12 protein-coding genes are annotated in these 12,533 nt (G+C 70.3%); 7 read left to right on the forward strand and 5 right to left on the reverse strand.

The genetic code is table 11. From position 1 onward, the window contains the following. The 3 genes from ACWDMM_RS06120 to ligD all read left to right on the forward strand — a co-directional run bounded on the left by ACWDMM_RS06120 (position 1) and on the right by ligD (position 2,606). Positions 1-402 (forward strand): cold-shock protein, encoded by a 402-nt coding sequence (locus tag ACWDMM_RS06120; RefSeq protein WP_357208823.1) that lies wholly within the window; start codon positions 1-3, stop codon positions 400-402. A 120-nt stretch (positions 403-522) separates the two neighbouring features. Continuing rightward, the gene (locus tag ACWDMM_RS06125; protein ID WP_195079053.1) at positions 523-1,608 is read left to right on the forward strand and encodes an ATP-dependent DNA ligase; all 1,086 of its coding nucleotides are present in this window, start codon (positions 523-525) and stop codon (positions 1,606-1,608) included. After that, positions 1,605-2,606 (forward strand): non-homologous end-joining DNA ligase, encoded by a 1,002-nt coding sequence (gene ligD / locus ACWDMM_RS06130; RefSeq protein ID WP_195079052.1) that lies wholly within the window; start codon positions 1,605-1,607, stop codon positions 2,604-2,606. Before ACWDMM_RS06125 ends, ligD begins: the two co-directional genes overlap by 4 nt. A 6-nt stretch (positions 2,607-2,612) precedes the next feature. On the opposite strand, the gene ACWDMM_RS06135 is transcribed toward ligD, so the two are convergent. The 3 genes from ACWDMM_RS06135 to ACWDMM_RS06145 all read right to left on the reverse strand — a co-directional run bounded on the left by ACWDMM_RS06135 (position 2,613) and on the right by ACWDMM_RS06145 (position 5,620). Further along, positions 2,613-3,365, reverse strand: coding sequence for a DUF4190 domain-containing protein (locus ACWDMM_RS06135; RefSeq protein WP_449936250.1), 753 nt, complete (start codon positions 3,363-3,365; stop codon positions 2,613-2,615). Positions 3,366-3,828: 463 nt separating this feature from the next. Beyond that, positions 3,829-4,491: a TetR/AcrR family transcriptional regulator gene (locus ACWDMM_RS06140; RefSeq protein ID WP_195079050.1), complete on the reverse strand. Its 663-nt coding sequence runs from the start codon at positions 4,489-4,491 to the stop codon at positions 3,829-3,831. Continuing rightward, positions 4,475-5,620, reverse strand: coding sequence for an acyl-CoA dehydrogenase family protein (locus tag ACWDMM_RS06145; RefSeq protein WP_195079049.1), 1,146 nt, complete (start codon positions 5,618-5,620; stop codon positions 4,475-4,477). The genes ACWDMM_RS06140 and ACWDMM_RS06145 overlap by 17 nt, the downstream gene beginning before the upstream one ends. 338 nt (positions 5,621-5,958) lie before the next feature. Here ACWDMM_RS06145 and ACWDMM_RS06150 point away from each other — a divergent pair, with 338 nt between their 5' ends. The 3 genes from ACWDMM_RS06150 to ACWDMM_RS06160 all read left to right on the forward strand — a co-directional run bounded on the left by ACWDMM_RS06150 (position 5,959) and on the right by ACWDMM_RS06160 (position 8,853). After that, a complete protein-coding gene (locus ACWDMM_RS06150; protein WP_449936252.1) occupies positions 5,959-6,891 on the forward strand; it encodes an alpha/beta fold hydrolase in 933 nt (310 codons plus the stop codon). A 98-nt stretch (positions 6,892-6,989) separates the two neighbouring features. Beyond that, positions 6,990-8,420, forward strand: coding sequence for an SDR family NAD(P)-dependent oxidoreductase (locus tag ACWDMM_RS06155; RefSeq protein WP_357208773.1), 1,431 nt, complete (start codon positions 6,990-6,992; stop codon positions 8,418-8,420). 46 nt (positions 8,421-8,466) lie between these two features. Next, on the forward strand, positions 8,467-8,853 hold the full coding sequence (locus ACWDMM_RS06160) for a DUF2784 domain-containing protein (RefSeq protein WP_195079046.1): 387 nt from the start codon (positions 8,467-8,469) through the stop codon (positions 8,851-8,853). 10 nt (positions 8,854-8,863) lie between these two features. Here ACWDMM_RS06160 and ACWDMM_RS06165 read toward each other — a convergent pair whose 3' ends face one another. Both ACWDMM_RS06165 and ACWDMM_RS06170 read right to left on the reverse strand, forming a co-directional pair. Continuing rightward, complete coding sequence (locus tag ACWDMM_RS06165; RefSeq protein WP_195079045.1) at positions 8,864-9,622, reverse strand: thioesterase II family protein; 759 nt, start codon at positions 9,620-9,622, stop codon at positions 8,864-8,866. A gap of 448 nt (positions 9,623-10,070) precedes the next feature. Continuing rightward, positions 10,071-10,613 carry a hypothetical protein gene (locus ACWDMM_RS06170; protein WP_195079044.1) on the reverse strand — a complete coding sequence of 181 codons (543 nt, stop codon included), beginning with the start codon at positions 10,611-10,613 and terminating at the stop codon, positions 10,071-10,073. Positions 10,614-11,179: 566 nt separating this feature from the next. Here ACWDMM_RS06170 and ACWDMM_RS06175 point away from each other — a divergent pair. Next, complete coding sequence (locus tag ACWDMM_RS06175) at positions 11,180-12,520, forward strand: CoA transferase (protein ID WP_195079043.1); 1,341 nt, start codon at positions 11,180-11,182, stop codon at positions 12,518-12,520. Positions 12,521-12,533: the final 13 nt, after the last annotated feature.

Raw genomic sequence — 12,533 nt, forward strand, 5'->3', positions numbered from 1 at the left:
GTGTTGGTGTCCATCGGGAAATTGGTGTCGTTCGACAGCTCTCGGGGATTCGGATTCATTCGGCCGGAGGACGGTGGACCCGACGTATTCGTCCACGTCAACGACATCGGCCTGGACGAGGACGAGTTGCGGCAGGGGCGGGTGTTCGAGTTCGAGGTGACCGAGGGCGACCGCGGACCCAAGGCGGTGAATCTGAGTGTGGTCGGTGGGTCGTCGGCGCCTCCCGCGCGGCACAAGGGCAAGGACAAGCCGGGTTCGGGCCAGCTCACCGTCGCCGAGCACAAACGCCTGATCACCGAGCTGCTGCTGGACGCCAGCCCCGCGCTCACCGCGGGGGAGATCCTCACCATCCGCGACCGGCTCACCGCGTTCGCCGACCAGCACGGCTGGCTGGAGAACTGACCGGCGAAGTCCACGAACCTGTCGGGACCGCCGCCTACGATCGAGTCGAGGCCGCAGACCGATGAGTTCGGTCCGTGCGCTCCGTCGGTATGGGTGAGGATCGACCCCGAGGAGGATCGCGTGGATCTACCGGTGCTGCCACCAGTGCGGCCGATGCTGGCCAAATCCGTGTCCGCGGTGCCCCGCGAGCCCGGTCTGAGCTACGAACCCAAATGGGACGGCTTCCGTTGCATCGTGTTCCGCGACGGCAGCGAAGTGGAGCTCGGCTCGCGCAACGACCGGCCGCTGACCAGGTATTTTCCCGAGGTCGCCGAGTTGCTGAAGCAGGCGCTGCCCGACCGCTGCGTGGTGGACGGCGAGATCGTGGTGGTCACCGAGCAGGGGCTGGATTTCGACACTTTGCAGAATCGCCTGCATCCGGCCGCCTCCAGGGTCGCCAAGCTGGCCGCGGAGACGCCGGCCAGTTTCGTGGCCTTCGATCTGCTCGCCCTCGGCGACAAGGATCTGACCGGGGAGCCGTTCGTCGAACGCAGGCGGTTGCTGGAGACGATCCTGGACACCGCGCTCGCGCGCGTGCACCTGACTCCGCTCACCCACGATCCCGACGTGGCCGAGGACTGGTTCACCCGTTTCGAGGGCGCGGGGTTCGACGGGGTGATGGTCAAATCCGACGACCTGGCCTATCTCCAGGACAAGCGGGTCATGCTGAAGGTCAAGCACGAGCGCACCGCCGACTGCGTGGTGGCGGGTTTCCGCTGGCACAAGGACGGGGCCGGGGTCGGCTCGCTGCTGCTCGGACTCTTCGACGACGAGGGCCGCCTGCACCACGTCGGCGTGGCCAGCAGTTTCACCGCGGCCCGGCGCAAGGAGCTGGTCGAGGAGCTGGCGCCGCTGCGGGAGAACGCGCTCGCCGACCATCCCTGGCGGGATTGGGCCGATGCCGCGGCGCAAGCGGCGGCGGAGGGCAAGATGCCCGGGGGCGTCAGCCGCTGGACCGGTGGCAAGGACCTGTCCTGGGAGGCGCTGCGCCCGGAGCTGGTCGCGGAAGTGCGCTACGAGCACGTGCAGTCGGGACGGCTGCGCCACGGCGGCAGGCTGGTGCGCTTCCGCAACGACCGGACGCCGCAGTCGTGCACCTACGCGCAGTTGGACGAGGTCGCGCCCGCGGAATTGAGCACGCTGTTCGGCGAAAGCGCCGCGCGATGACCGAGTCCGTCGACATCGAGACCGACGGCCGCACCGTCACGATCAGCAATCCGGGCAAGGTCTATTTCACCGAGCGCGGCGAGACGAAACTCGATCTGGTGCGCTATTACCAGGCCGTCGCCGAACCGTTCCTGAACGTGGTGGGCGGACGGCCACTGCTGCTGGAGCGGTATCCGGACGGGGCGTCGGGCAAATCCTGGTTCCAGAAACGGGTGCCGAAATCCGCGCCGGACTGGCTGCGCACCGTGGAGGTGTCCACACCCAACGGCACCACCAGCGACGCGCTCGTCGCCCACGATCTCGCCCACATCCTGTGGGCGGTGAACCAGGGGTGCCTCGGGTTCCACGTCTGGCCCAACCGCGCCGACAATCTGGAGATCTCCGACGAACTGCGCATCGACCTCGATCCTTCGCCCGGGATCACCTTCGCCGATCTGCGGCACGCCGCGATCCGCACCAGGGATCTACTCGCCGAACTCGGCATCGAATCCTGGATCAAGACCTCGGGGTCGCGCGGCTTGCATCTGTATTCGGCGCTGGAACCGAAATGGGACGGTTATCAGGTGCGGGCCGCCGCGGTGGCGCTGGCGCGCGAATTGGAGCGCCGGTATCCGGAGGACATCACCGCGCAGTGGTGGAAGGAAGAACGCGGCAACCGGGTCTTCATCGATTTCAATCAGAACGCGCCGCACAAAACGGTTTTCGGCGCCTGGTGCGTGCGGCCGAAGGTCGGCGGGCAGGTCTCGACGCCGATCAGCTGGGCGGATCTGGATTCGGTTGTGCCCGACGAGCTGACCATCGCGACCGTCCCGCCCCGCTACGCCGAATCGGGCGACCCGTGGGCCGACCGCGCGCCCCAGTCGATCGCGCCGCTGCTGGAGATGTCCGAACGGGATATGGCGGCCGGTCTCATGGACGCGCCGTGGCCCCCGCAATACCCGAAGATGCCCAACGAGCCGCCCAGGGTGCAGCCGAGCCGCGCCAGGAAGGCCGAATAGCGAGCGTTACTCGGTCCACAGCACCCAGGTGCCGCTGCGGCCGCTCACCTCGCACACCAGGGCTCGGCCGTCGGCGGTGCGCCCGGTCTTCGCGCCCGAGGCGTCGCACTTCGAACCAGCCTGCTGCACGGCGGTCGCGACGACGTGCGGGCCCGCCCACTGGTAGCCCCCGGAGGTGCTGAGACAGATCATGGTGCCGCCGTCGGCGGCGCTGCCGATCTGACCCAGCTGCGCCTCGGTGCACGACGAACCTTTCGTGACCGGTCCCTGGGGCGTCGCGGGAGTGGTCACGGCAGGGCTCGGCGCTGCCGCCGTCGTCGTCGCCACCGGCCGCTCGACGGTCGTGGGAATCGACGCGACAGGCGTCGGCGCGACCACGGCTCGGCGGTTCATCACGTCCGGCAGCCAGTTGCCGCTGAACAGCACGAACCCGGCCACCGCGGTGATCTCGGCGACGCCGAGCAGCAACGCGAACATCGCCATGACCCGGCCGCGCGGATGGCTGAAGGCGATGAAGCCGAACACGATGGCGACCGGGAACAGTCCCAGCAGCGCCGCCACCAGCGCGACGATCGCGTACGGATTGACGATCGGCGGGATCTCCACCCGTAGTCGCCCGGTCCTGCGGCGGCTCGGCGGCTGCTCGGGCCAGCGCTCGTCCTCGTCGTCCCAGCCGCCGTCGGGCTCGGGCTCCGACCAGCGATCCGCAGGCTGCGCCTGCGGCCAGCGATCAGTATCACGCCGTTCTGCCCGTGTCATTCAGGTCCCTCTCCACACCAACACACCGCGCAGGAACCTCGGACTGCCCGGACCCGCCCCGATATACCGACACAGAATAGGGCGCGCACGGCGAAAAGTTGATTCGAAGTGTCCAATTCTTGTGATCGGGCCGTGATAACCATGGTGCCGCAACTCGCGCGAATGTATTAGCCGGGGACCATGCTGGTCGACAGGCCACCGTCCTGACCGCAGCCTTCCGAGGAAGATTCGTGGCGGATAAGACGACGTCGACCGGGCGGGCTACTCCGCGGTGGCGCGTTGGGGCCGAAGATTTGCTCGAAGACAAACGCCGGTCCCTCCCGCGCCGAGTAGGGCTCCCCAAGGTTCTGCGTCGCCGGGACAGGTGAGCGCGGCGCCGCGAATCACCGGCGACGGCCCCGGTTCGCCGGACATCACCTCGTACCGCGCGCCCTGCGCCCGATTCGCCACCGACGGCGCGAGCTCACTGCCTGCGGTCGACCTTGGGCAGCGATTCGGTGACCAGCGTCAGCAACATGTCGCACAGCAGTTCGTGCACCTGCGCGCGGGTGAGCGTGCCGCGGGTGATCCATTCCCGGCCCGCGACCTTGACCAGCCCGCCGTAGGCGCGCACCATCGCGCGCAGTTCGGCGTCGTGCGCGGAATCGGCGAGGCCGACCATCAGCAGCAGACGCTCGGCCGCCGCGTCGTCGGCGGCGTCGAGGATCTGCTGCACTTCGGGATCGTCGCCGACGCCCTCGTGGCTGGTCACCTTCACCCAGGTGCTGCCGTGCTCGGCGATGGTGTCCAGCAGCCAGCGCACACTGGCGTCGACCCGCTCCCGCCAGCTGCCGGTGGGCACCACCATGGTGTCGAGCTTGGGCAACGTCACCATGCGCCGCACCACCGCGAGGTAGAGATCGCGCTTGTTGCCGAAATAGTGGTTGATCAGACCGCGCGCCACACCGGCGCGCTGCGCCAGCTCGGCGGTGGAGACGGCCGCGTAGGGGCGCTCGCCGAACATCTCGATCGCACAGGCGAGGATCTGCGCGCGCCGCTCGTCGGGTTCGAGCCTGCGGCGGCGCGGTAGCGCCGGGTCGGCGCCACCGTCCGCGGCCGCGCTCCTGGTGTCAGAGAGACCGGGCAATGAGATCCTTCATCACCTCGTTGCTGCCCGCGAGGATGCGCAGGACGCGGGCGCCGGTGTAGAGCTGGGAAATCGGATACTCCGTCATGTAGCCGTAGCCGCCGAACAGTTGCAGGCAGCGGTCAACCACGATACCGAGCTGATCGGTCAGCCAGTACTTCGACATGGCAGCGCTGGGAATATCGAGTTCGCCGCGCAGGTGTTTGCCGATGCAGTCGTCGAGGAAGGTGCGCGAGACCTTGGCGATGGTCGCGCACTCGGCGAGTTCGAACTTGGTGTTCTGCATCGCGAACAGCGGTTTGCCGAACGCTTCGCGGCCCTTGGTGTAGTCGACGGTGAGCTGCACCGCCTTCTCCATCATGGCGACCGCGATGATCGCCGTGACCAGGCGTTCCTGCGCGAGCATCTGCATCATCTGGTAGAAGCCCTGGCCCTCGGCGGCGCCGAGCAGGTTGGACGCGGGCACCCGCAGGCCGTCGAAGAACAACTCGGCGGTGTCCTGGGCCTTGCCGCCGATCTTGTTGAGGATGCGCCCGCGCTTGAAGCCGGGGGTGTCGTCGCCGACTTCGGCGAAGATCAGCGAGACACCGGCCGCTCCCTTGGCCGGGTCGGTCTTGGCGGCGATGATGATGCCGTCGCAGAGCCAGCCGTTGGTGATGAAGATCTTCGAGCCGGTGATGACGTACTCGTCGCCCTCGCGTACCGCGCGGGTCTTGATGTTCTGCAGGTCCGATCCGGTGCCCGGCTCGGTCATGCCGATGGACAGCACGATCTCGCCGCTGGCGGCCTTGGGCAGCACCCGCCGCTTGAGCTCTTCGGAGCCGAACTCGTACAGGTACGGCGCGATGATCGAGCTGTGCACGGGGATGCCCATCGATCCGTCCCCGGCGCGCGCCTGCTCCTCGATGATCGCGGCCTCGTGCGCGAAGGTGCCGCCGCCGCCACCGTATTCGGCGGGAATCGCCGGACACAGCAGGCCGAGTTCACCCGCCCGGTTGTACAGCGCGCGATCAGGGTGCCCCTGGGCGACGAATTTCTCCTCATGGGGCACGACCTCCTTCTCGAAGAAGGTCTTCGCCAGGTCTCGTACCGCCTCGACCTCGTCGTCACTCCACGCCGCGCGCGCCATCGCTCGATCCTTTGCTAGCTCCGGTCCGGCCCCGTGCCGGTTTCCGCCCCAGATTCCCGAACTATTGGCGAGTTGTCAACAAGTGGCGTGCGGTCGCCGCCGCCGTTCGCCCCTCCGGGTGACCAGGCCCGGCCGGAAGCGGAGGCGGGCGGTGCGACGGCCGGCCGGGAAGACCGCCGCCCGTGCCGCGTCACCGGTGGTGAGCTGCGCCATATTCGGGCGTTTCACCTTTCCCTCCATGGGTCAATCCTTCGTAGTGTCCGTATCGGAATTACTGACGTTGGGCACGACGGCGACGTGTCATCGGATCGGTAGCCGGCAGCGAATGAGGTAAGGACATGACCGAACTGCTCGACACCACCGAAACGCCCCGGCCGGACCGCGCCTGGACGGTCGACCGCGACGGGGCCGAACTCGCCGTCTTCGAATGGGGTGATGCCGTCGGGGAGCCCTTGGTGCTGGTGCACGGACTGACCGATACCCATCGCGTGTGGTCGACGGTCGCCGCCCTGCTGACCGACGGCTTCCGGGTCATCACCTACGACGTGCGCGGCCATGGCGAATCGGCCGTTCCGGCAGCACTGGCGCAGTATCGCCTCGGCACGCTGGCCGAGGACTTCTTCGCGGTGCTCGACGCCGCCAGCCCGCACCGGCCGGTGCACGCGTGCGGCCACGGCTGGGGCGCGGTGCAACTGTGGGAAGCGGTCTGCGACGAGCGGGCCAAGACCCGCATCGCCTCCTTCACCGCCATCGCGGGCCCGAATCTCGATCATCTCGGCCTGTGGCTGCGCGCGCTGGCGCCCCACGCGGCCCGCGAACTCCGCGACCCGGGCTGGTGGTTGCACGGCGCGCGCTGGGCGCTGAGGCCCGGTCCGATGGCCCGCAGGCTCACCCCGCCCCGGGTGCGCGCCCTGCTCGTGGACAGGCTCGGCGCAGTCGCGCCGCTGCCCGCGCGGATCGCGCCCACCTGGCGCGGCGATCTGCTCGCCGGCGCGCGCATCGCGCAGGCGAATCTGCTGCATCACCTGGGCACGCCGCGGGTACGGCGGACCGCGGTGCCGGTTCAGCTGCTGGTCGACACCACCGATCCGTTCGTCCCTGCGGCCGTCTACGACGCCTCCGCGCGCTGGGTCGACAAGCTGTGGCGCCGCGCCGTCCCGGCGGATCACTGGCTGCCGATCACCGAGCCCTTGCTGGTCGCGGAGGCGATCGCCAACTTCGTCGACGATCTGCGCGCCGACCGCGCGGCGATCACCCCGCGCAGCAACTGAGCGGGGCCTACCGGCCGGGGCGTGGCTGACCGGGTGGGCGGGTTTGCGACAATGGGCCGGTCGTCTGCCCAGCTCGATGAAGGATGTCCGCACCCCCGATGGCCGAGAGCATGATTGATCCCGAGGACCTCGCGACCTGTCTTCGGGTCCTGGAGCAGGCCGGAGCGCTGGAGAAGGATCACCCCGACTCGGTGGCGGTGCAGCGAGCGGTCGGGCACATGTTCAAGAAGCTCAAGCAGCGGCGCCGCTCCGATGCGCGCGCGGCGGTGTCGGCGGCCGATCGCGCGGTGGTCGCCGCGACCGCGACCGGCTCACCGAACCGGATCGACGACGAGACGGCGGGCATCCCGATCAGTTCGAGCACGAACGGAGCCAGCGCTGGCACCTTGATCCGCCCGCGCCCCTGCTACATCTGCAAGCAGCGCTACACCCGGGTCGACGCCTTCTACCACCAGCTGTGCCCGGAGTGCGCGGCGCGCAGCCACGCCAAACGCGACGCCCGCACCGATCTGACCGGGCGGCGGGCCCTGCTCACCGGCGGCCGCGCCAAGATCGGGATGTACATCGCGCTGCGATTGCTGCGCGACGGCGCGCACACCACCATCACCACTCGCTTCCCCAACGACGCCATCCGCCGTTTCGCCGCGATGGACGACAGCGCCGACTGGTTGCACCGGTTGCGCATCGTCGGCATCGATCTGCGCGATCCGGCCCAGGTGGTCGCCTTGGCCGACGACGTCGCCGCCCAGGGCCCGCTGGACATCCTGATCAACAACGCCGCGCAGACGGTGCGCCGCTCCCCCGGCGCCTACAGCGCCCTGGTCGAGGCCGAATCGGGACCGCTGCCCGCGGGCGCGCTGCCGGAAGTGGTCAGCTTCGGCAAGACCATGCAGGCGCACCCCACCGCGCTGACCGCCTCGCTCACCCCGGCGCTGACCGCCGCCGACGTCGCCGAACTGGCCTTGGTCGCCGGGTCGGCGACGCCGGATCGGATCGCGCGCGGCGTGGCGATCGACGCGGGCGGCCTGGTGCCCGACCTCGCGCACACCAACAGCTGGGTGCAGACCGTCGCGGAAGTGGATCCGACCGAACTGCTGGAAGTGCAGCTGTGCAATTCGGTCGCGCCGTTCATCCTGGTCTCCCGTCTGCGCCCGGCGATGGCCGCCGCCGCGGCGCGCCGGAAGTACGTCGTGAACGTCTCCGCCATGGAAGGGCAGTTCTCCCGCGCGTACAAGGGCCCTGGACACCCGCACACCAATATGGCCAAGGCGGCGCTGAACATGCTGACCCGCACCAGCGCCAGGGAGATGTTCGAGCAGGACGGCATCCTGATGACCGCGGTCGACACCGGCTGGATCACCGACGAGCGCCCGCACTACACCAAGCTCCGCCTCGCCGAGGAGGGTTTCCACGCGCCGCTGGACCTGGTCGACGGTGCGGCGCGGGTCTACGACCCCATCGTGCAGGGTGAGAACGGCACCGATCTGTTCGGCTGCTTCCTCAAGGACTACCAGCCCTCCCCGTGGTAGCCGCCGAGACGGGCTCCGCCGCGCCGGGGAAGGCTACGCTGGAGGCGTGCTGTACCGGCTGTTGGCCGACGCCACCGCCGTCACGCATTTCGCTTTCGTGGCCTACGTGGTGGTCGGCGGATTCCTCGCGTGGCGCTTCGGGCGCACGATCTGGCTGCACCTGCTCGCGGTCTGCTGGGGCTTCAGCACGATCGTGTTCGGCTTCGACTGTCCCCTCACGCATCTGGAGAACTGGGCCCGCGAGCGCGCCGGGGAGCAGCGGCTGCCGTCGAGCGGGTTCATCGACCACTATCTCACCGGCGTGATCTACCCCGAGAGCGCCCTCGGACTGGTGCGGGCGACGGTAGCGGCGCTGGTGGTGGCGTCCTGGCTCGGCTACGTCTCGGCGCTGCGCCGACGGGCCGCCCCGGCCGGTGCGCACGCACCGCGCTGACCACGGGTGCTCAGGCGCCGAGGTGACGGCCCACGAATTCGGCCACCTGCGCCCCGTGCTCGTCCAGATAGAAATGCCCGCCGGGGAACGTCGCGCGGTCGAATCCGCCGCTGGTGTGCGCTCGCCATTCGTCGGCCTGTTCGGGCCGCATCGTCGGGTCCTCGGTGCTGACCAGCGCCGCGATATCGGCGCGCAGCGGCTCTCCCGGCTGATAGCGATAGGTCTCGACCGCCTGGTAATCCGCGCGCACGGCGGGCAGCACGAGTTCGGCGAGGCCCGGCTCGGCGCGCAGCATCTCCAGCGGAGCCGGATCGGAGGCCAGCAGCACCAGGTCGTCGATGAGGGCGTCGTCGGAGGCCAGGTGCAGCCGCTTCGTCTCCTCGAATGCCGGTGCGGGGCGGCCGGATACGAACAGGTGGTGCACCGGCCGGCCGGCGCGCTCCAGTTCGCGCGCGGTCTCGAAGGCCACGGTCGCGCCCATGCTGTGCCCGAACAACGACAGCGGCTCCTTGCGGTCCTGCGCGAGCACCGCATGAGCGATCCGATCCGCCAGCGTGATCAGGTCGGTGATCAGGTTGTCACCCAACCGGTCCTGCCGCCCGGGGTACTGGACCGCGGAGACCTCGACGCCGGCACCGAACCGCTGGGCCAGATCCCGGTATGCCGTGGCCGAGCCCCCGCCCGGCGGGAAGCACAGCAGGTGATGCCGCGCGTTCGCGGCGGAGCGCAGGGTCCGCAACCACTCCGAGCCGGTGTCGCCGCCTGCCACGTTCGATCTCCCTTCGGTCGCCGGTCCCGCCGCGCGGCCGGACCAGACCACGGTAGTCGCCCCGGCCGCCGGACCGGGTCGAAGCCGCCACGAACCCGAGGTCACCGCGGCCGGGTATGACCGCGATCGGCGCGCCGCGATCACAATCCGACCCAGCGGTGCCGAAGTCGTGATCCCCGGGTTCGGTCGGAGGGGGAACGCGTCCGCGTCACCGGTCAGGACGACCGCCGCGACGAAGGCGCTGGCGGCGGATCGATCGACGCATGCCCGCCGGGGCCGATCGGGCCGAGCACACAACCGCACTGGCGGCGCTGCGGCATCCGGCTCGATGGGATCCGCGGCATGATCCGTGCCGCCGAGGCCGCTCAGGCACGAAGGCCAGCGGATCTCTGTACCGACGCGGGCACTGTTCGCGGAGGCTGCTACGGCGCCAGGCGTGCCGAACGGCTCAGACCTCGCCGGGGCCGGTTTGGGAGAGCCGCTGTTCGAGTTCGATGATCCGCTGCCGACAGTCGGCCAATTCCGCTGAGCGAGAATCCATTTCGTCGGTGAGCTGCGCGATCCGGCCGAGGTAGCGGTGTGCGGGGTGGTCGGCCCAGTAGGCGCCGGCGCGGCCGTACTCCCGCGCGCGATCGACGTCGTCCGCGGCGACTCCCGCCGCGATCGCGTCCGTCGCCGCCGCGGCGAGCGCCGCCTCGAGCTGGCGCACGCGCAATCGCGTCGCCTGGTCGTGACCGGCGGTCCCGAGCGCCGCGCGCTCGGCGGCGAGGTCCTGGATCTCCCGGAGGTATCCGGCGTTCTGCGCGTCCTGCACGGCCATCAGCTCGTAGTCGAGGGTGATGGGCGCGGTGCGAACCCGGTCGGGCAGCAGAGCCGCGCGCGGCCGCAGGTCGATACCGAAGACCGGAACCCGCTCCCGCGCGGCAGAACCCGGCTTCTTCCTGATCGCCGGGACCGTGTATTCCGCGCTTCCGGCGTAGACGTTCGTCATCGTCGACCTCACCTACGGCCGCCGCGCCGCGATGCGGCACGACCGGCCGTGTTCTGCCCCTCTGCCCGCACGTGACGGGCGAGTCGTCGGATCGGCGCGGCGTCACCGCGCCGGGTGCTGCGGTGCAGCATGGGGACATCTTGGCCGAAGCCTCCGGTTCCGCGCCCGCCACTATCCTCACTGGCGAGAAAAGCGCTCGCACAGACTGTTTCGCACGAGCAGTGTCGAATTCCGGTCCAGCGCGGGGAACCAGGAAGCATCCGCGCGGACGCCCGCGCTCGTCAGCATTCCACCCGCTACCTCGGCGGCGTTCATGGGCGAATCGGTGGTCGCCGTCCGAGCGACCCGGCGGGCCAGACCCGGACGAGCGCGCCATCCTGGCGGCGACCGCACCGCCGGATCGAGTCGCCTCGCGCCCGCGCGCGAGGCCCGCTGGGCTCCGACACGAATCACCGCAGGTGACGCCACAGAACGACGCCGCGGCACGGCGACCGAGGTCCACACCGGCCGTGGTCGCGGTGACCACGGCGCCCGAGTTCGCCGCGACGGCAACTAGGCTGAAGCGAGTGAACACGCACGCACGGCTCGTCCAGGACTACGAGGCCGGTATCGGTGTCACCGCCTCGCGCATCTCCCCCGCGCCGGATCCGGGTAGCAATCTCGCCGCGACATTGCCGGTGTGGGCGCTCGCCGCCGGTTCGGTCGCGGCGCTCACCGCCGCGGCCAACCGCATGCGCGCCGCACGCGGTCTGGAGCACGTGGCGCATCGCATCGATCCGGAGCGCATCACCGCGGCCTTCTCCAGCGAGCGGCTGTTGCGCATCGGCGACCGCGTGCCGACACCGTTCGCCGAGCTCTCCGGCTTCTTCCCGACCTTCGACGGATGGGTCCGCACGCACGCCAACTATCCCCATCACCGGGCTCGGCTGTTCGCCGCGCTCGGCCTGCCCGACTCGGCACCCGTCGACCTGGCCGTCGCCCAGATGGCCATGATCCGGGCTTCCGACCTGGAGAACCTGGCCGCCGCGCAGGGCGCGATCGCCGTCCGGGTCCGCACCGAGCAGGAGTGGACCGCGAGCCCGGAGGGACAGGCAGCGGCGGCGGGCCCGTTGGTCGCGATCGACCCGCGCGCCGACCGCGGGGAGGCCGGGCTACCCGCGGGCGCGACACCGTTGCAGCCGCTGCGTGGATTGCGTGTGCTCGATCTGACCAGGGTGATCGCGGGCCCGGTCGCCACGCGGGCGCTGGCCTTGCTCGGCGCGGAGGTGTTGCGGATCGACCCGCCGCAGATGCCGGAGATCCCCTGGCAGTTCGCCGACACCTGTCAGGGCAAGCGCTCGACATTGGTCGATCTGCGCACCGACGGCATCGATGACCTGATCGCCGCCGCCGATGTGCTGATCACCGGATACCGGCCGGGCGCGCTGGAACGCGCCGGGGTACGGGCAGCCGCCCGCGCCGGGTTGATCCACGGGCGGGTGTCCGCGTGGGGTGAATCCGGTCCGTGGGGTGAGCGGCGTGGCTTCGACAGCATCGTGCAGGCCGCGTCCGGCATCTCGATCCTGGAGGGCGCGCCCTCCGTACCCGGCGCGCTGCCCGCGCAGGCGCTCGACCACGCGTCGGGTTATCTGCTCGCCGCCGGTGTGATCGACGCCTTGGTCGCCCGTAGCCAGGACGGTGCCGGGCGGGACGTGCGCGTGGCCCTGGCCCGCACCGCGTCCTGGCTGCTCGGCGCGCCGGACCGCACACCGCGTCACCCCGGGGCCGCGCAGCCGAACGCGGCGCTGGGGGTACGGCACGGGCAGGTCCTCACCGCGCCGCCCGTGCTCGCCGAATACTCCGACTACGCCTGGCCCGCGCCCGCCTACGGCGGGGACCGTCCGGCCTGGCCACTGCCCGCGCACTGAGCCGTCCGGCCGG

This window comes from Nocardia sp. NPDC003726 (genome assembly GCF_053586955.1).